This window comes from Mesorhizobium sp. WSM4848 (assembly GCF_055811375.1).
Genome location: NZ_JBVVPX010000002.1, coordinates 24888 through 44519 on the forward strand (window position 1 = coordinate 24888; position 19632 = coordinate 44519).

The following is a 19632-nucleotide window of genomic DNA, read 5'->3' on the forward strand; positions in this document are numbered from 1 at the left end:
CCCCCCCCCCCCCCCCCCCCCCCCCCCCCCCCCCCCCCCCCCCCCCCCCCCCCCACCTCTCCCCCCCCCCCCCCCCCCTCACCCCCCCCCCCCAACAACCCCCCCCCCCCCCCCCCCCCCCCCCCCCCCCGCGGGCGGGGGCGGCCCCCCCCCCCCCCCCCCCCCCCCCCGGTCCCGATGAACAAGCGCCTTGGGAGGGGCCGATGGACGGTGCGGTTCCGCTCTTCCGCATGGAGGGCATATCCAAGCGCTATGGCGGTGTGCGGGCGCTGGAAAAGGCCGAGCTTTCGGTCACGCCAGGCAGCATCCACGCCATCCTCGGCGAAAACGGCGCCGGCAAATCGACGCTGATCAAGGTCATGGCCGGCGTCGTCGCGCCCGACGAAGGCCGCATGATGCTGGACGGAAGCGAGGTGAGCTTCGCGTCGCCGGCCGCGGCCAACCAGGCCGGCATCGTCTGCATCTTCCAGGAATTGTCGCTCGTCCCCGAACTCAGCGTCGCTGACAACATCGTCATTTCCGATCCGCCGAAACGCTTCGGCATGATCGACCGCAAGGCGCAGCGGCGCATCGCGGAAGAAGCCCTGGCTCGCGCAGGCGCCGCCGACATCCACCCGCTGGCGCTGGTCAAGGACCTTCCGCTTTCAAGAAGGCAGATGGTCGAGATCGCCAAAGCACTTGCCAGGAAGCCGCGCATCCTGATCCTCGACGAGGCGACCTCGGCGCTGACTGCGGCCGACGTCGCCAAAATTTTCGGTGTCTTGAAGCGGCTGCGCTCGGAAGGGCTGGCGCTGCTCTACATCTCGCACCGAATGAATGAGATCGCCGAGCTTGCCGACCAGTGCACGGTGTTCCGCAACGGCCGCAACGTCGCCAGCTATGCTGCAGGTTCGAAGAGCGACAATGAAGTCGTCGAGCTGATGATCGGCCGCGAATACAGCCATATTTTCCCACCGAAGCCGGTGCGCACGCCAGCTATCACCGCTCCGGTACTGGAGGCGCGAAAACTGTCGTGGACCGACCGGCTGGACAATATCTCGCTCACGGTCGGCGCAGGCGAAGTCGTCGGCCTCGGCGGTCTTGACGGCCAAGGTCAGCGCGAATTGCTGCTCGCCTTCTTCGGCGTGCTGCGCGGCCTCAGCGGCCAGATACTGATCGACGGCAAACCGGTGGCGATCGCCAGCCCGGCCAGGGCCCGTGGCGACCGGATCGGCATGGCGCTGATCCCGGAGGACCGCAAGACCGAAGGCCTGATGCTGCCGATGACGGTGCGCGAAAACCTCTCCTTCGCCGCACTCGACCGGTTGTCCAGAGCCGGCATCATCGACCGTGCCGCCGAGCAGCGGCTGATCGACGACATGGTCGCCCTGCTGGCGATCAAGACAGCCGGCCTCGACATCCCGGTCGGCGCGCTGTCCGGCGGCAACCAGCAGAAGGTCGTCATCGCCAAATGGCTGATGCGGCAGCCGCGCATCATCCTGCTCAACGACCCGACGCGCGGCATCGACGTCGGCACCAAGCAGGAACTGTATCAGCTGATGCGCAAGCTTGCCGACCAGGGCGCGGCGATCCTGTTTTATTCGACCGACTATGACGAGCTGATCGGCTGCTGCGACCGGGTGCTGGTGCTCTATGACGGAGCGGTCAAGCGCGAGCTGGTCGGCGCCGAGATCACCGAGCGGGCGCTGATCGCCAGCGCGCTCAACATCCATGGCGAAGAGATGCCTGTTAGCCTGGGAGCGGACGCGTGAAAGATTGGCGCTACTGGCTTGCCGAGCAACGCGGAACCTTGCTGGCGTTCGGCATCTTCATCGTGATGTTCACGATCTACACCTCGAACCATCCGGCCGGCTTTAGCGCCAATGTCGTGCAGACGGCTTCCAACAAGGGCGTGCTGCTTGCCTTCGTCGCCATGGCGCAGACGCTGGTGGTGATCACCGCCGGCATCGACCTTTCCGTCGGCATGATCTTTCTGCTGACCAACTGCCTGGCTTCCTGGCTGGTCATCGGCACCGGCATCGAGACCGCATTCGGCGTCGTCGCGGTGCTCGGCACCGGGCTGCTGTGCGGGGCGATCAACGGCGCCATCGTCATCTATGGACGGCTGCAGCCGATCGTCACCACCATCGCCACCGGCGCGGTCTATTTCGGCATCGCGCTGCTGCTGCGACCGTTCCCGGGCGGTTCGGTCAATGAGGATCTTGCCGACGCGCTGACTGGGCGGCTGTTCGGCGTGGTGCCCGCGAGCCTGGTGGCGCTGCTGGCCATCGTGCTCGTCGTCTGGGTGCCGTTCAGCCGCTCCGTGCTTGGGCGCGCGGCCTATGCCGCAGGATCTTCGGAGATGGCAGCCTACATGTCCGGCGTGCCGATCCGCCGGGGAAAATTCGCCGCCTATGCGCTGGCCGGCCTGCTCGCCGCGATCGGCGGGCTGTTCCTGACCTTCTTCACCTATACAGGAGAGGCCGCCTATGCCAGCGGCAATGCCTATACGCTGTTTTCGATCGCCGCCGTGGTGCTCGGCGGCGTCTCATTGTTCGGCGGCAAGGGCAGCGCCATCGGCGCGATTTTCGGCGCACTCGCCTTCCGCACCATCGGCGACCTGCTCTTCGTCTTCGATTTCGATCCGCTCTGGCAGCCGCTGTTCCAAGGCGTCATCCTGCTGATCGCAGTCAGCCTCGGTGCCTTCGCCCTGTTCAGAGTCCGCAACCGCCTGGAGTGGTTCCTGTGAGCGAAACGACCGTCGGCGGCATCGCTGGCCGCATGCCGAAATTCATCCGCCGCGCCGACCCTGCGGTGCTGACGGCCTTTGCCTGCATCGTGCTGCTGCTGTTCGTCGGCAGTCTCTATTCGCGCAGCTTCCTGTCGCCGGAATATCTGCTGCAGCAGCTCAAGGTGGCCTCGTTTCTCGGCGTCATCGCCACCGGCATGATGCTGGTCATCCTGCTCGGCCAGATCGACCTGTCGGTGCCGTGGTCGGTGGCGGCGGGCGCAATGATGGCCTGCGCGGCAGCCGCCTACGGCCCGGTCGGCGTGGCGCTGGCGATACCGTTCGGCATCTTCTGCGGTCTGCTGATCGGCGTCGTCAACGGCATCGGCGTCGCTTATCTGCGCATTCCCTCGATGATCATCACGCTTGCCACCAATGCCGTCGCGCAAGGGCTGATGGTGGTCTATACGGGCGGCTTCTCGCCGCAGGATTCGGCGACCCGGGCTATGCGCTATCTGGCGACCGGCTTTGCCATTCCAGGCGTGCCCAACGCGGTCGTCATCTGGGCGCTGATCGGTGCTGCGATGGTTTTCGTGCTGACCCGCACCGGCTTTGGCCGCACGGTCTACGGCATCGGAAACCGCGAGCGCGCCGCCTACCTCTCCGGTATCGACACGCGGCGCGTGGTGCTGATCGCCTTCGCCGTCTCCGGCGGGCTCTCCGCCTTCGGCGGCGTGCTTCTGGCCGGCTATGCTTCAAAGGCGGCGCAGTCGATGGGCGACGCCTATCTCCTGCCGTCGATCGCCGCGGTCGTGCTTGGCGGCACCTCGATCCTCGGCGGGCGCGGCTCCTATCTCGGCACGGTCGCGGGCGTCATCCTGATCACGCTCTTGCAATCCATTCTCTCGGTCATGCAGATGCCGGAGGCGGGGCGGCAGATCATCTACGGCGTCGTCATCGTCGTCATGCTCCTGCTTTACGGCCGCGCGCCGGCCAGCCGCTGACCCGCACCGTGGACGAAAAGGCAGCACAAACGCAGAGGCATCGCGTTCGGCCCGCACCGGCCGTCGTGGTGATGGGCGTCGCCGGTTGTGGCAAGTCGGCCGTCGGCGAAGCGCTGGCCGCAGCGTTGGGCGCTGTCTTCGTCGAGGGCGACCGGCTGCATCCACCCGAAAACGTCGCGCGCATGGCAAGCGGTGAGCCGCTGACCGACGCATTGCGCGAAGGCTGGCTCGACGCGATCGGCCGGCGCATTGCCGGATCGGTCGGCGATGGGCAAGCCGTCGTCGCCTCCTGTTCGGCGCTGAAGCGCAGCTACCGCGAACGTCTGCGCGGCTTTTGCCAAGACATCGTTTTCCTCTATCTGGAAATCGATCCCGCGACCGCAAAGCAGCGTGTCGGCTCCCGCCAGGGCCATTTCATGCCGGCAAGCCTGGTCGACAGCCAGTTCGCCACGCTCGAAGCGCCGGCAGCCGACGAGAACGCATTGACGCTCGATGCGACGCGCCCGGTCGCCGACATTGTCGGCGATGTCGTGAGCCTGTTCGAGGCGAATTCATGAGCCGGCTTCGCCGGCGCGGATCCCGCTTTAGCGGCGGCTGATCAGATCTGCGACGTCAGTTCGACTGGAAAATCGTCATTGTCGGCGTCGCGCATCGCGGCGAGGCTGCGATTGTCCAGCACCTCGGCGATCGCCTGGCGCACCTCCAGCATCATGTTCCGGACCTGGCATGTCGCTTCGTCGCAATCCTCGCAGCGCTGATATTGGGTGCGGCTGGCGCAAGGGATTGGCGCCAGCGGCCCGTCGAGGACACGCACGACATGGCCGATCTTGATCTCGGAGGCCGGGCGGGCGAGGCGATAGCCGCCTTCCTTACCCTTGCGGCTCTGGACGAAGCCGGCATTGCGCAATTCGCCCAGAATGGCATCCAGGAATTTCTTCGGGATGTTGTTGGCGACGGCAATGTCGTTGACGAACGCAAGCTGGCCGACCGGCAAGCCTGACAGATGCACGAGGGCCTTGAGGCCGTATTTGCCTTTTTTTTGGTAAGCATGCCCGATTCAGTTCATGAAAACCCCAACCGCCCGCATCTGGCGGTTGTTTGTGTGCAAATCATGACGATTTGTCGCGCGATGCAGTTTCGCGAAACAAGCCGTCCCGGGGCACAGTAGGCACAAACACGTTGATTGTTCGTGACGTTTTGCACGGCGCGCTGGGAACGTGCGGGAAATCATCTCTCCGGAGCGCGAAAACGAAGAAAGCCGGCAAAAGCCGGCTTCCTCATCACGTTCGAAGATTGCTTGCTTCAGCGGCTACCATAGGTCTGGTCGAGCAGTCCGCCGGCTGCGAAATGCTCCACCTTGACCTTGGCCCAGCCGCCGAAGACGTCCTCCACCGTCAGCAGGCGGACATCAGGAAACTCGGCCTTGTATTTGGCGGCGACCGCCGCGTCGCGAGCCCGCAGACCGTTGCGGGCGGCGATGTCCTGGCCCTCCGGCGTATAGAGGAAATCGAGATAGGTCTTGGCGAGATCACGCGTGCCATGCTCGTCGGCGACCTTGTCGACGATCGCCACCGGAAACTCCGCCAGCAGGCTGACCGAAGGCGTCACCTGCTCGAACTTGTCATCGCCATACTCCCTGCGGACGCCGCGCGTTTCCGACTCGAAGGTGATCAGCACGTCGCCGATCTCGCGCTGCACGAAGGTGGTGGTGGCGGCGCGCCCGCCAGAGTCGAAGATCGGCACGTTGTTGAACAGCTTGGTGACGAATTCCTTCACCTTGGCGTCGTCGCCCTTGAAGGCCTCCTTGGCGTAGGCGGTGGCCGCCAGATAGGTGTAGCGCGCATTGCCCGACGTTTTCGGATTGGGGAAGATCACCTGCACGTCGTCGCGCACGAGATCGTCCCAATCCTTGATGTTCTTCGGGTTGCCGGCGCGCACCAGGAAGGACGGCAGCGAATAGAAAGGCGAGGCGTTGTCGGGGAAATCCTTCTGCCAGTCGGCGGAGATAAGACCCTTCGAGACCAGGAAGTCGATGTCGATGACCTGATTGAAGGTGACGACATCCGCGCCGAGGCCCTCCGCAATGGCGCGCGCTTGCGCCGACGTCCCGGCATGCGACTGATCGATGGCCACGCCGGGGTGCTCGGTGATGAACGCCTTGTTGACCTGCGCAAACAATTCGCGGCCGACATCATAGGACGCATTCAGCAGTCTGTCGGCCGACCAGGCTTGGGAGGATGCCAGGAACAGGCCGGCCAATGTGGCGACGCCAAGCAAAAATCGCTTCATGAAAACAGAACTCCAGTGCAGTACGCTTATTGCCGAACCATAGCGGCAAGGCACGGTGGGCGACGAGACACGGAGAGCGACTTCGCCACGCCCTCGCGAGAAAAATGTTCCCATTCCGGGCCGTCGCTAGGATTTTCTTTCACGCGGAGTCTTTCGAGGCACCTGGGCAGCGGTCCCCATGCGTTGGCAAAACGATTGCATCGCGACACTGTCTGGCATTTTACAAATGATATATACAAAGGAGCCATCGCTATGGCCCAGCGCCGCCCTTCCAAAACCCCGCCGAAAGAGGCGAAGCTGTTTTGCAACAATCGCAGCCAGGCGGTGCGTATTCCTGTCGAGTTCGAGCTCCCCGGCGAAAAGGTCTTGATCAGCCGTGAAGGCGACCGCTTGGTCATCGAGCCGGTCCGCAAACCTGGCCTCTCGGCGCTGCTCGCGCAATGGGCGAAAGAGCCCCCGCTCGGTCCCGAGGACGACTTCCCCGAGACCGACGATATGCCTGTCAAATCCGAGGAATTTTTTTGATACGGTTCATGCTGGACACCAACAGTATCAGCAACATGGTCCGAAACCCGGCGGGCAGAGCCACCAACTGGCCAAGACGGCCTTTTATTGCTGCCCACGCCTACGCACTGGGCACCACCCTGGTGACTGCCAACATGGGAGAGTTCAACCGGATCAAAGGCCTGAGGTCGAGAACTGGCTGGCGTAGCGCCGGATAGAGGATCAAGCAGCCGGAAAAAGTTTCCAGCGTCGCGGCCTGAACGCCACCCGGCTTTTCTGCGCCGCCGGATGGTCGACCGGCAGCTCGATCTCGACCCGCTGGCGTTCGCCGCCGATTTCGAGCTCCACCCGTCTGGTGCCGGCGACGCGGCGGCTGGCGGCGACCGTGCCGGCAATGCAGCCATTGCATTCGTCCACCAGGTCTACATCGTGCGGGCGGAAGAACAGCGTTGCTTCGCCTTGCGGCGCCTGCGGCGCCGACAGCCCGATCGGGCGGTCGGCGATCCAGACCTGACCGTCTTCGACCTTGACGGGAAGCGCGCTCGATTCACCGATGAAGCCGTAGACGAAGGGCGAGTTCGGCGTGTCGTAGATTTCATCGGCGGTGCCGACCTGCTCGATGCTGCCCTGGCTCATCACCACGACGCGGTCGGCAAGCTCGAGCGCCTCTTCCTGGTCATGGGTGACGAAGACCGTGGTGTGGCCGGTAGCGTCGTGGATGTCGCGCAGCCAACGGCGCAGTTCGCGGCGGACCTGGGCATCGAGCGCGCCGAACGGCTCGTCGAGCAAAAGCACGGCCGGTTCGATCGCCATGGCGCGGGCCAGCGCCACACGCTGGCGCTGGCCGCCGGAAAGCTGCGCCGGATAGCGTTTCTCCAAGCCGGAAAGCTGGACGAGGTCGAGCAGCTCTGAGGCACGGCGGCGGATTTCCTGCGCCGACGGCCGTGACGGCCCGTGCCGAACTTTTAAGCCGAAGCCGATATTGTCGGCCACCGTCATATGGCGAAACAGCGCATAATGCTGGAAAACGAAGCCGACATTGCGCTCCTGGATCGACTTTTGCGACGCATCCTCCTCGCCGAAGAAGATCTTTCCTTTCGTCGGTCGCTCCAGCCCGGCTATCAGCCTGAGCAGCGTTGTCTTGCCGGAGCCGGAAGGCCCGAGCAGCGCGATCAACTCGCCGGACTTGATGTCGAGCGAAACGTCGTGGAGGGCCGGAAACCGTTCAAACTCCTTGCGTACGTTGGCAACGCGAACTTCCATCAACCGTCCCTTTTTTGTCGATGCATGTCGTTATCCCAAAACCGCTACACACTTTTGGGCGACATGCATTAGTGTCCGCGCGTCGCGGCGAGCTCGGCGCCGTAGCGCATTTCGAGAAGTGTTTTCAAGACCAGCGTGACCAGCGCCAAGCCAGCAAGCAGCGAGGCGACGGCGAAGGCGGCGGCAGCATTGTACTCGTTATAGAGGATTTCGACATGCAGCGGCATGGTGTTGGTCAGCCCGCGTATGTGGCCCGACACCACCGACACCGCGCCGAACTCGCCCATGGCGCGGGCATTGCACAACAGAACGCCGTAGAGCAGCCCCCATTTGACGTTGGGCAGCGTCACGTACCAGAACGCCTGCCAGCCATTGGCGCCAAGCGATAGCGCCGCCTCCTCGTCGCCATTGCCCTGTTCCTGCATCAAGGGGATCAGTTCGCGGGCGACGAAGGGGAAGGTGACGAAGATGGTGGCCAGCACGATGCCCGGCACGGCAAACAGGATGACGATGCCATGCGCCTTCAGCCAGGCACCGAGCAGGCCCTGCGCGCCGAACAACAGCACATAGACCAGCCCGGAAATGACCGGCGAAACTGAAAACGGCAGGTCGATGAGCGTGGTCAGAAAGGCCTTGCCCTTGAACTCGAACTTGGCGATCGCCCAGGCGGCGGAGATGCCGAAGACGATGTTGAGCGGCACCGAGATCGCCGCCACCAGCAGCGTCAGGTGGATCGCCGAGCGCGTGTCGAGGTTGGTCAGCGCCTCCGTATAGGCACTGAGGCCCTTTGCGAAGGCTTCGTTGAAGACGACGATCAGCGGCAACAGCAGGAAAATTCCGAGGAAGGCAAAGGTCACGATCATCAGCACGGCTTTCGCCGGGCGGCTTTCGGTCACTGCCGCGGACTGGCTTTCGTGGTGCGGTGCGTAGGATTTGATCTCCGGATCAGCCATAGCGCTTGCGGCTCCATGTCTGCACCAGATTGATGACCAACAGCATCACGAACGACAAAGCGAGCATGATCGCCGCGATCGCGGTCGCCGCCGCATAATTGTATTCCTCGAGCCGGATGACGATCAGAAGCGGCGCGATCTCGGATTTGTAGGGCAGGTTGCCGGCGATGAAGATGACGGAGCCATACTCGCCGACGCCGCGCGCGAAAGCCAGCGCGAAACCGGTGACGATGGCCGGCGCGAGGCCCGGAAGCAGAACCCGGGAGATTGTCTGGAAGCGATTGGCGCCGAGCGTGGCAGCCACTTCCTCCACCTCCTTGTCGATCTCCTCCATAATCGGCTGGACGGTGCGCACGACGAAGGGCAGGCCGATGAAGATCAACGCGATGACGATGCCGAGTGGCGTGTAGGCGACCTTGATGCCGAGCGGCGCCAGCAGGCTGCCGAGCCAGCCGTTCGGCGCGTAGAGCGTGGTCAGTGCGATGCCGGCAACTGCCGTCGGCAGCGCGAAGGGCAGGTCGACCATTGCATCGACGATTCGGCGGCCAGGAAAGCTGTAGCGCACCAGCACCCAGGCGACGATCGTGCCGAAGACGACATTGACCGCGGCGGCAAAGAAGGCGGTGCCGAAGCTGATTTCAAGCGCATTGATGGTGCGGCGGTCGGTGGCGATCGCCCAGAAATCGGCCCAGCCAAGCGCGGCCGATCGCCAGATCAGCCCCGACAGGGGAATGAGGATGATGAGCGTGAGGTAGGCAAGCGAGAAGCCGAGCGTCAATCCGAAACCCGGAATGACGCTCGGCTGTCTGAACCGCCACCCCGCCTTGGCGGGTGCTGTGGTCATGTCGTCCTGATCTAGAATCTAGCTTACTGGGTCTACTGGGCCGGCTTGTAGATCTGGTCGAATATACCACCGTCGCCGAAATGGTAAGGCTGTGCTTTCTTCCAACCGCCAAAAAGCGGATCGTCGATGGTAATCAGCTTGATCTCAGGCAGTTTGGCGAGGTCCTCCGCCGGTACCAAATCGGGCTTCGACGGGCGATAGTGGTTCTTGGCGATCAGCGTCTGGCCTTCCTTGGAGTAGAGATAGCCTAGATAGGCTTCAGCGACTTTTCGCGTGCCCTTGGCATCGACATTGGCGTCGACCACGGCGACCGGCGGCTCGGCCAGGATCGAGGTCGGCGGGTAGACGATATCGAAATTGTCGGTGCCGAATTCATCGAGCGCCAGATAGGCCTCGTTTTCCCAGGCCAGCAGCACGTCGCCCAGGCCTTTTTGCGCGAAGGTCACCGTCGCACCGCGCGCACCGGTGTCGAGCACCGGAACATGGGCGTACAGGTTGCCGACGAATTCCTTGGTCTTGGCCTCGTCACCGCCATCCTTGGCGTTGGCATAGGCCCAGGCGGCGAGATAGTTCCAGCGTGCGCCGCCCGAGGTCTTGGGGTTCGGCGTGATCACCTGGACGTCGTCCTTGACCAGATCGCCCCAGTCGTGGATGCCCTTCGGGTTGCCCTTGCGGACGAGGAAGATGATGGTCGAGGTGTAGGGCGCCGAATTGTTCTCGAACTTGGTCCGCCAGTCGGGATTGATCTTCTTCGATTTCTCCACGATGGCGTTGATGTCGCCTTCGAGCGCCAGCGTCACCACGTCGGCGTCGAGGCCGTCGATCACGGCGCGGGCCTGCGCGCCCGACCCGCCATGTGACTGCTGGACGGTTACCGTCTCACCGGTTTCGGCCTTCCAGTGGGCGGCAAAAGCCTCGTCGAATTGCTTGTACAACTCACGTGTCGGGTCATAGGACACGTTGAGTATGGTAGTATCGGCAAACGCGAAACCGAGCGTGCCGAACTGGACAGATGTGGCAACCAGTGCGCCGAGCAGTTTCCTGAAACGAGGATTGGTCATTTCCGCCTCCGTTGAGATCACCTCAATCTACTGAATTGGTAGAAATTAGATGCAATCAATGTTGCTTTTTTTGGCCTTGCGAAGCAATTTTTCGCCGACCTTTGGTGTCATGAGGAAATTCTTTCCTCGCAACGCTGCATCGCAGACCCGGCTCATGAAGCGATCTATCTAGAGACAGGTCGCGCCTCGGCAATGGCTGGATGTGGTGCGAGCGCGATTTGCATTCGCCGCGGCAAGTGATTCAGTCGGCGGTGACGGCAAAATCAAAGCGCTGCTTTGGAAACGGCTCGTCTTCCAGCGTGAAGTGCCACCATTCGCGCGCATAATTCCTGAAGCCGCCGGCGCGCATGGCCTCGACAAGCCTCTTGTGGTTTGCGGTTGCTTCCCCGGCCAGCGGACGGTGCGCCGTTTCGCTCATCGGGTCGAAACAGTCGAAGCCGGTGCCGAAATCAAGCGTGTCGGCATCCGGTGCGCCGCAGGCCGGTTTGGGGGCGGTGTTGCGGTCGGCCTGCGCGATGGCGACATCGACGGTCGAGCCGCGCGAATGCTTCGACAGTTCGCCGATATAGCCCTTGGCGATGAGGTCCTTGCGCTTGACCGCCGGATACCATTGCGGGTCGGGTGGTCCGCCTTCCCTGGTCCATGCGCCCATGTCGGAAACGGCGCGCGCCGGGCGGTAGCAGTCGAACACAACCAGCGTCAGCCCCTCGGCGGCAATCGCTTTCTGGACGCCGGAAAGCGCTTCCGCCGCTCGCCCGGTGAGGATGCATACCGGCGCGTTGTAGCCGGCTGCCTTGCGGTGCAGGAAATTGTCTGTGCGGGCATAGCGGATGTCCTGCCGGATGGTGTGATCGATGTCGGCCAGCCGAACGAAGCCGGCGGGGAGGTCTGCGGAAAAGACGGGGACAGTACCGGCAGCCGACAGCAGGGCGCAAAACGCAATGCGCTGAATCGCTTGGCGCATTCTATTCAACGAACACTTTCACGCTTGCCGCACGCCCGACCGCGTCGATCACGGTGAGCGTCGAATAGCCGACGCCGTCCGGCTGCCAGGTCGCGGTGCGCCGCCGGTCGATGCCGACCAGCGGCTTGCCATTGGCCAGCCAGCGGAACGGGGCGCGGCCGCCTTGCAGCTTCAGCACCAGCGGCGTGGCCCTGGCGGCGGTGGTGCCGAGATCGACGCGGGCGCCGTCGGGCGGAAAGATGATCGTCGGCGCGGGCTCGGTCGGCGTTGCCTGGACCAGCCCGTCGGCGCCAGAACCGAAGCGCGCCAATGTCATCGGCAGATCGTCGCGCCTGGGTCTGGTGACGCCGGCCGGCTGGCTTGGCAGCGGTACGGCAGCCAGACCGGAGCGGACAAAGCCCTCGAACAGGATCGGTGCGGCCGAGACATAGCCGGACAGGCCGGGCACTGCGCCGGCATCGGGACGGCCGACCCAGACGCCTAGCACGTAGCGGCCGTCGAAGCCGACCGACCAGGCGTCGCGGTAGCCGTAGGAGGTACCGGTCTTGTAGGCGATGCCGCGCCGGGCGGCACCCTCGGGCGGCTTGACGCCCGACAATATGTCGGTGATCTGCCAGTTCGCCTGATCGTCGAGGATGGTAGCGGTTGAGCGTTCGGCATTCGCCGGCTCGGTGCCGTCATGCAGCGTGTGCGCCTTGCCGCCATTGGCAAGCCCGGCATAGAGCTGGACGAGGTCGCGCAGCGTCACGCCGACGCCGCCAAGGCCGATGGCGAGACCCGGCGCCTTGTTGATGGGCAGGATCGGCGCGACGCCGGCCCGCCGGAAGCGCGCGAGCAGCCGCGCCGGCCCGACCGCGTCGAGCACGCTGATCGCCGGCACGTTGAGCGACAGCTGCAGCGCCTGCCGGATGCTGACGTCGCCCTGGTAGCCCATGTCAAAATTCTTCGGCCGGTAGCCCGAAAAATCGGTCGGCCTGTCGTCGATCAGTGTTTCCTGCGCGACCAATCCCTGTTCGAAGGCGAGCCCGTAGATGAACGGTTTCAGCGTCGAACCGGGCGAGCGGACGATCCTGGTCATGTCGATCCAGCCGGAGCGGCTGGCGTCGAAATAGTTGGCGGAGCCGACTTCGCCGAGGATCTCACCGGTGCGGGCGTCGGCCAGCACCATGGCGACGGAGAGGCGGGAGCCGAGCCTGGTTGCGGCATCCCTGGCCACCTGTTCCAGCCCTTCCTGGACGCTCTTGCGGATCGTCAGTCGCAGCGGCTGGCCTGCGACGGCCTTGGGAAGCACTGCATAAGCGGCGTGGGCGGCGAGCGCCGGCAGCGTGCGGCGGATGGCGGAAACGTCGTCGAGCGCGGCACGTGCGGCCTCGCGCTCGCCGAGCAGGCCTGACGAAACCATCCGCATCAGCACGCGGTCGCGGGCGGCGTGGGCGATTGAAAGGTTGCGGTCGGGCCGGCGCTTTTCCGGCAATTGCGGCAATGCGACGAGCAGGGCCGCCTCCGAGACCGTCAGCCGCTTCGGCTCCTTGCCGAAATAGGCGAGCGAGGCGGCGCGCACGCCTTCGAGATTGCCGCCATAAGGGGCCAGCGTCAGATAGCGTTCGAGGATTTCGCGCTTGGTGAGCCGCCGCTCGATCTGTAGGGCGCGCAGCAGCTGCTTGACCTTCGAGCCAAGGCTGCGGCTGTCGCGCGGTTCGGTCAGCCTGGCGAGTTGCATCGACAGCGTCGAGCCGCCGGAGACGATACGGCCATTGGCCACGAACTGGCCGGCGGCGCGGGCCAGCGCCAGCACGTCGACGCCGTCATGGCTCCAGAAACGCTTGTCCTCGTAGGTCACCAGCATGTCGACGAACTGTCTGTCGACCTGATCGAGGCGGGTGGCGAGCCGCCAAAAACCGTCCGGCGTGGCAAAGGCCCGCAACAGCTGGCCGTCGCGGTCCTGGACTTCGGTCGATACCGTCAGCGCCGCCGGCAGCGGCGGCGGAAAGGCGCGGTCGAGCTGCCAGAGGACGGCAGCGGCGATTGCTGCGAAGCCGGCGAGGGAGGCGGCGGCGATGGCCGAACGGCGGAGGATTTTTCGGGAAAGCACGGCGCTGCCCTTCTTCCTTCTCCCCTTGTGGGAGAAGGTGGATTGGCGCGCAGCGCCAAGACGGTTGAGGGGTGCTGGCCAGAGCGCTATTGGTGCCAAGCTGGAACACCCCTCATCCGACCTCGCTTCGCGAGGCCACCTTCTCCCACAAGGGGAGAAGGGAGAGCCGGCCGCGACCTCGGCTCCCTTTCTGCATCGCTGAAGATTGGCAAAATCCTTTGCGAAGGCGCCATCACCATGTCCCTGTTCGCCACCTTACCTTACGGCGCCTTGACCTCCATCATGCCGGTCGCGGTGCGGGCCGAATATTGCGGCCGGTACATGTCCTCGACGGTTGCCGCCGGGTGGGCATAGGTGCCCGGCGTCACCGCACGCACGACATAGGCGAGCGTGATGTTGCGGTCGCCTTCGCCGTCGTTCGGATTGAAGGCGGCGACGAAACGGTCGTCGCGGAATTCGAGATGGGCGGCGTCGGTCTGGGCCAGCCAGGAGAAGTTCGACAACTGGGCGCTGGAAACCAGGCCCGGATTGTCGATCTCGAACCCGGCCGGCAGCAGATCGGTGATCACCAGCCGCGACGGCCATTTGTTCTGCTCGTAGATATTGAGCACGACGACATAGCGTTCGTTCTGGGTCGCCTCTGTGACATTGGCTTCGGTGCCGTCGAGCTTGTAGTAGGTGCGGCCGATGGTGAAGCCGTCGCCGCCGGCCGGCAGCGGCTGGATCGGCGAGGCCACCGTGGTGACGACCGCCTGCAACGGGTTGCTGCCGGTGTTGGCGACGGTCAGCGGACTGTCGGCAATGTCGCTGCCGGCGATCTGGTCCGAATAGGCGCCGGCATGCGGCGCGCCATTGATGGTCAGCGCGATCGCATCATTGCCGGCCTTCAGGGCACGCGCCGCCAGCAGCATCCAGGACTCGTCCTGCGTGCTGGTCCATCTGACGGCAGCGCGCTCCTGCGTCACCCGCTTGATCAGCGCCGGCACGATCGTCGGCACCGGCTTTGATTCGGCGGCAAGCGCCAGCATCGCCGCGCCGTCACGCAGCGGCGAGCCATAATCGGACCTGTAGTAGTCGTATGCTGAGGTCGAATTGGCCAGTTGCAGGGCGGCCTGGAAGGTGACTTCCGAGCGTTGCGTGTCGCCATAGAGCGCCAGGCCCGCCGCCAATTGGGCGACGGCCATCGGGCTGGTAAAGGCTTCGAGCTGGGTGTCGGCATAGTAGCGCAGATCGCCGATCGAGGCCTTCTTGTTGCGGGCCAGAACATAGAGCGCATAGGCGATCTCGCTGCCGCGATCCTTGACGTCCTGGTCATAGCCGATAGCGTTTTGCAGATTGCTCAGCGCCTGGTTCATCGCCAGCGCAGGCACGTCGTATTTCTGCTCGCGCGCCCGGGTCAGGAAGTCGGTGACATAGGCGTCGAGCCACAGGTCGCCGGAGCCCGGACCCCACAGGCCGAAGCTGCCGGCCGAGGCCTGGTAGCTCAGCACCTTGTAGATGGCGTCCTGGATGCGGCCGTGCAGGTCGGCGTCGCTGGCCATGCCGGCGCCCGACGCCATCTCGTTGACATAGAGCAGCGGCATGGCGCGGCTGGTGGTCTGCTCGGCGCAGCCATAGGGGTAGCGGTCGAGCGTCATGAGCAGCGACGGTACGTCGAAGGCCGCCGCCTGTGAAACGCCGACGCTGACCGAAGCGCCGTCGAGCAGGCTTGCCGCCAAGAGCTCCTTGTCGACGCGCAGCGAGCCGCCGTTGCCCTTGAGGTCGACCACCATGCGGGTGGTCACCGGCAATTGCGCAGGGCGCACCGGGACATGGAGCGTCTGCTCGACAGCGGTGCCGTCGGCATGGGCGAGCTTGATGGTGATTGAGGCGTTGCCCGGCGCCTCAGCGATCAGCGGCACGGTCAGCGTCTGCCGCTTGCCCTTGGCCAGCGTCAGCTTGTCGGGCAGGGCGGCATTGCCGGTTGAAAGGTCGCCGGTGGTATCTATCGACAGTGCATATTCCCCCTCGGGGCCGTCGGCGTCGGTGACGTCGAGCCGCATGACGGCCGAATCGCCGGGCGCCAGGAAGCGCGGCAGGCCGGCAGTGATCACCACCGGATCGCGCACGATCACGTCGGACTGGGCATGGCCGACCCCGTCCTTGGTCCAGGCGACGGCCATGACGCGCACGGTGCCGTTGAACTGCGGAATGTCGAAGTCGACCCGCGCCTTGCCGTCAGCGTCGAGCTGAACCGGACCGGAGAAGAAGGCGACCAGCTTTTCGGTCGGCGGGCTGCCTTGCGACTGGATGTTGGCGCCGTCGCCGCCGCTGCGCAGCTTGCCGGTCGTGCCCAGCGAGCCGTCGATCAGGCGGCCGTAGAGGTCGCGTACTTCAAGGCCGAGCATGCGCTGGCCGAAGAACCAGGTCTCCGGATCCGGCGCCTTGTAGTTGGTCAGGTTGAGGATGCCGACATCGACGGCCGCGACAATGACATAGGCGTTGGCGCCCGGCTGCACGCCGGCCACCGAAACCGGGATCGACAGCTGCTGGCGCGGCATGGTCTTGTCCGGCGGCGTCAGGCTGACGGCGAGCTTTTTCGAGCCAGGATCGACCTTCAGCCATTTGACGCCGATTGCGCGCGCCGGCATGCGGGTTTCCTGCGCATCACCCGGCCTGAACAGCGTTGCCGTGACATAGGCGCCGGCGCCCCAGTCGTCACCGACCGGGATGTCGATGGTGCTGCCGCCGGCCGGCACGCTGGCGGTGACGGTCTTCAAGAGCTTGTCGGCGCCGATGGTGACGAGCAGCTCGCCGGCAAAATGCGGCGACACTTTGAGCTTGGCCACTTCGCCCGCCGCGTAATTGTCCTTGTCGAGGGCGATTTCGAGGCCGTCGGGCGTTTCGGTGGTGGTGGAGCTGACATACCAGCCGGCGTCGAATTCGTAGCTGGTCGCCGGGCCTTCCGGGTCCGATGTCTCGATTTCGAGCCGATAGCGGCCCCAGTCGACCGGCAGCGACACGGTGGCCTCGCCGTCAGCGGTCAGGTCGACCTGGCCGCTGGCCACCGACTTGGTGAAGGTGACCGGCTCATAATTCCAGGAATTGCTGGAGCGGTACCATTGGTAATTGCGTTCGACCTTGACCAGCGACCATTGCGCGCCCTGCAGCGCCTCGCGCTTGCCGTCGGGGTCGACGGCAATCAGGCTGAACTTCGCCGTGCCGCCTTGCGGCACCTCGTCGCCGTCGAAATCCGGGCGGATGCCGATCATCTGGCCCTGCGGCCGGATGGCGATGTTGAGCGAGCGTTCGACGGCGCGGCCGCCGGTCTCGCGCATCCTGACGGTAACCTTGGCGTCGACCAGCCTGGTGGTCGAGGGCAACTGGTCGACGGAAACCGGGAAGGCCGCCTTGCCGTCCTCGCCGACCACCGGCAGGCCGGTGAACGGCGTGACCGACGGTTCCGCCGACTGCTCGTCGGCGAGGCCGAAGGAATAGCCCTTGAAGCGGTCCCAGGCGCAGGTGGTCGACAGCGTCAGCTCGCCTTCGAGCGCCAGCCCGGCGGCCGGCGCGCCATAAAGGAAGCGGCCGTCGACGGTAACGTTGGCGGTCTCGCCCTGCGCGATCTCCCGGGTGTCGGAGGACAGGTCGAACTCGATGCGATCCGGCACGAAATCTTCGACCAGGAACATCTGGCTGGCGACCGCCGCCTGCTTGGGGTCGGTGTGGATCGCCACCGTCCAGGTGCCGCGCATGGCGTTGGGTTCGAGCGGCAGGTCGACGGCGTGGCCGCCGGCCGATGCGCTGTCGCTGACGATGCGGCGGTTCTCGACGCCGTCGGGACGGGTGAAGATGAAGGTCAGCGGCAGGTTCTCGACCGCCTTGGCGGCGCCGTCGCGGGCAAGTGCTGCGACATGGACGTCCTCGCCGGCGCGGTAGATGCCGCGTTCGGTCCAGGCATAGACATCGAGCGCGCCTGGCGCCGGACGCCCGGTGACGCCGCGATCGGAAAGATCGAAGCCGGCGCGGCCCATGTCGAGGAAGACGAAGTCGCTGTCGCCCTGCTTGGCCGTCAGCACGGCCGGCACCATGCCGCCGTCGCCGCGCGTCAGTCCCGGGTTGAACACGGCGCGGCCTTCCGCGTCCGTGGTCGCGGTGCCGAGGATCTCGTTGTTCCTGGCCAGCAGCGTCAGTTCAGCGCCTGATATCGGCTTGGCGGTTCCGAGCGAACGGGCAAAGACGTTCAGCCCGTCCTGCCCGGTATAGGTCGACAGGCCGATATCGGAGACGACGAACCATTGCGTGGCGCGCGAATCATAGTCGTTGTCGTTCTCGTCGACCGGCTGCGCGGTCAGCACATAGACGCCGGGCTTGCGCTGCGGCAGCGCTTCGTCGACCGGGAAGGAGGTTGTGACCTCCTTGTTCAGGTCGTTGGCGATGTCGAGCTGGCCCTGCCAGACTGGTTCGCCCATCTGATCGGAAATGTTGGAGATGTCGTAGCCGTCAAGCTGGCGCAGGAACTGGTAGCCGGACAGAAGCTGGGTCAGCGAGCGATCGCCGATGCGATAAAGCTTCATTTCGGCGGCGCTCATGTTGACGGTGACGACCGGGATGCCGCGGCGCGCGCCGGCCGGCAGCACGAAGCTGTCGCCGGTGAAACGGGCGGACGGGGCGCGGTCCTGCACATAGATCGACAGCACCACCGGGGTGGAGATCACCTCGCCGATGGCGGCCGGCAGGCCGGGGCGGAAGGTCACGTCGTAATGCTGGCCGTGCTCGAGCCCTTCGACGCAGATCTGCTTGTCCTTGGCCTCGACGCCCTTGGGCGCGGCGTTGTCGACGGTGACGAATTGCGAATAGTCGACGCCGGTCTTGACCAGGTCTTCTGAAAACTGTGCGCAGATGCGTGGCGCGCTGGTATCGGCGTCGACCGTGTGATCGACGACGCGGAAGCCCTTGCGCGCCTTGAGGTCCTGATAGGCGGCGGTGACCCAGGGCGAACTGACCAACGCGAGGCTCGCTTCGTAGGCCTGCAGGGCCGGCCGAGCGAGGTCGCGGCGATCGAGCCCGTCGCCAAGCAGTGCCAGCGCTTCGGCGCGGGTTTTTGTGGTGCGCAGCAATTTGTAGGCGTTGAAGCCGGCGGAGGTGGCGTTCGCCGGCAGCGTCGATGCCTCGGCGCTGTTGGCGGCCGGCTGCACGGCAAGCGTTTCCCGCGCCAGTTCAAGCCAGAGTTGGCCATCGTCGGGCAATACCGAAACCACAGCTTCATATTTTTGAACGGCCAAGCGGTGGTCGCCGGTCTGCGAGGCTTGCTTTGCCGCCTCCCGCAGCGCCGTCAGCCCTTCGGTGGGCTTAGTGTAGGCGGGGCCGGTTAGCCTGTTGCGGTATTGCTGGGCCTGGTCGACCATCCAGGCGGGGAAGAAGGCGAGTTCCGGCGGCGCGCCGATATCGGGATCGCCTTCGACGTTGACGACCTTGCCGGCGACGGCGCCCTTGAAGGGCTTTAGCGTGTTGTAGTCGGATTTGAGAAAACACCATCTGGCCTTGGGGTTGTAGGTGAAGGCGCGGCAGGCGGGATCGCCGAGACATGTCGTCGTGCACTGATCGAGGCTGACGTTCTGGTCGGATCTGAGATCGAAGCCGAAATAATCGGAATTGTCCGATGTCACCACCCGGCGCGCTTCGGCCGCTTGCGCGACACCGCCCCAGGCGAAAAAGAGAAGAAAAAGAATCGACAGACCACGAGCCGCGCGCATTGCCATGACACCCCTCCGGACACTGCTTACGTTACGTCCACATTACGTCCAGACATGTTCAAGCTTCAGTCCAGCTTGTCAACACGAGGACGCGGCAGGTTCCCGCCTGCCAACGGTTTCCTTTCCGGCCGATGACCGGTAGTACCTTCATAGGACAGATCACGCTTTCTTGCGGCGACGCAGAAGGTGTGAATTCCAAGCCCTGTCCATTTCGGA

The 19632-nt window shown here is 64.8% G+C and carries 14 protein-coding genes and 1 pseudogene; 6 read left to right on the forward strand and 9 right to left on the reverse strand.

The window, feature by feature from the left end; genetic code table 11:
* Positions 1-203: 203 nt before the first annotated feature.
* From AC0L16_RS02535 to AC0L16_RS02550, 4 genes are read left to right on the forward strand one after another with little or no spacing between them, the layout of a single operon-like run.
* On the forward strand, positions 204-1751 hold the full coding sequence (locus AC0L16_RS02535) for a sugar ABC transporter ATP-binding protein (RefSeq protein ID WP_473618818.1): 1548 nt from the start codon (positions 204-206) through the stop codon (positions 1749-1751).
* Positions 1748-2728, forward strand: coding sequence for an ABC transporter permease (locus tag AC0L16_RS02540; protein WP_473618819.1), 981 nt, complete (start codon positions 1748-1750; stop codon positions 2726-2728). The genes AC0L16_RS02535 and AC0L16_RS02540 overlap by 4 nt, the downstream gene beginning before the upstream one ends.
* The gene (locus AC0L16_RS02545; RefSeq protein WP_473618820.1) at positions 2725-3711 is read left to right on the forward strand and encodes an ABC transporter permease; all 987 of its coding nucleotides are present in this window, start codon (positions 2725-2727) and stop codon (positions 3709-3711) included. The genes AC0L16_RS02540 and AC0L16_RS02545 overlap by 4 nt, the downstream gene beginning before the upstream one ends.
* 8 nt (positions 3712-3719) lie before the next feature.
* Positions 3720-4268 carry a gluconokinase gene (locus AC0L16_RS02550; protein WP_473618822.1) on the forward strand — a complete coding sequence of 183 codons (549 nt, stop codon included), beginning with the start codon at positions 3720-3722 and terminating at the stop codon, positions 4266-4268.
* Positions 4269-4309: 41 nt separating this feature from the next.
* Here the strand turns inward: AC0L16_RS02550 and AC0L16_RS02555 are convergent, their stop codons facing one another.
* Together AC0L16_RS02555 and AC0L16_RS02560 are read right to left on the reverse strand one after the other, a co-directional pair.
* A complete protein-coding gene (locus AC0L16_RS02555; RefSeq protein WP_473619134.1) occupies positions 4310-4768 on the reverse strand; it encodes an RrF2 family transcriptional regulator in 459 nt (152 codons plus the stop codon).
* Positions 4769-5013: 245 nt separating this feature from the next.
* A complete protein-coding gene (locus AC0L16_RS02560) occupies positions 5014-6000 on the reverse strand; it encodes a sulfate ABC transporter substrate-binding protein (protein ID WP_473618823.1) in 987 nt (328 codons plus the stop codon).
* A 252-nt stretch (positions 6001-6252) separates the two neighbouring features.
* On the opposite strand from AC0L16_RS02560, the gene AC0L16_RS02565 reads away from it, so the two are divergent.
* Both AC0L16_RS02565 and AC0L16_RS02570 read left to right on the forward strand, forming a co-directional pair.
* Complete coding sequence (locus AC0L16_RS02565; RefSeq protein ID WP_473618824.1) at positions 6253-6525, forward strand: antitoxin; 273 nt, start codon at positions 6253-6255, stop codon at positions 6523-6525.
* An 86-nt stretch (positions 6526-6611) separates the two neighbouring features.
* Positions 6612-6712: pseudogene (locus AC0L16_RS02570) on the forward strand (type II toxin-antitoxin system VapC family toxin); the annotation flags it as partial.
* A gap of 14 nt (positions 6713-6726) precedes the next feature.
* On the opposite strand, the gene AC0L16_RS02575 reads toward AC0L16_RS02570, so the two are convergent.
* The 7 genes from AC0L16_RS02575 to AC0L16_RS02605 all read right to left on the reverse strand — a co-directional run bounded on the left by AC0L16_RS02575 (position 6727) and on the right by AC0L16_RS02605 (position 19422).
* Positions 6727-7767, reverse strand: coding sequence for a sulfate/molybdate ABC transporter ATP-binding protein (locus tag AC0L16_RS02575; protein WP_473618825.1), 1041 nt, complete (start codon positions 7765-7767; stop codon positions 6727-6729).
* A 68-nt stretch (positions 7768-7835) separates the two neighbouring features.
* On the reverse strand, positions 7836-8720 hold the full coding sequence (gene cysW, locus AC0L16_RS02580) for a sulfate ABC transporter permease subunit CysW (RefSeq protein ID WP_473618826.1): 885 nt from the start codon (positions 8718-8720) through the stop codon (positions 7836-7838).
* Positions 8713-9564: a sulfate ABC transporter permease subunit CysT gene (gene cysT, locus AC0L16_RS02585; protein WP_473618828.1), complete on the reverse strand. Its 852-nt coding sequence runs from the start codon at positions 9562-9564 to the stop codon at positions 8713-8715. The genes cysW and cysT overlap by 8 nt, the downstream gene beginning before the upstream one ends.
* Positions 9565-9596: 32 nt before the next feature.
* Positions 9597-10625: a sulfate ABC transporter substrate-binding protein gene (locus AC0L16_RS02590; RefSeq protein ID WP_473618829.1), complete on the reverse strand. Its 1029-nt coding sequence runs from the start codon at positions 10623-10625 to the stop codon at positions 9597-9599.
* Between the two features lie 241 nt (positions 10626-10866).
* Positions 10867-11589 carry a M15 family metallopeptidase gene (locus AC0L16_RS02595; RefSeq protein WP_473618831.1) on the reverse strand — a complete coding sequence of 241 codons (723 nt, stop codon included), beginning with the start codon at positions 11587-11589 and terminating at the stop codon, positions 10867-10869.
* A 1-nt stretch (position 11590) separates the two neighbouring features.
* A complete protein-coding gene (gene pbpC / locus AC0L16_RS02600; protein WP_473618832.1) occupies positions 11591-13681 on the reverse strand; it encodes a penicillin-binding protein 1C in 2091 nt (696 codons plus the stop codon).
* Positions 13682-13941: 260 nt separating this feature from the next.
* Entirely contained in the window at positions 13942-19422 is a 5481-nt protein-coding gene (locus tag AC0L16_RS02605) for an alpha-2-macroglobulin family protein (RefSeq protein ID WP_473618833.1), read from the reverse strand.
* Positions 19423-19632: the final 210 nt, after the last annotated feature.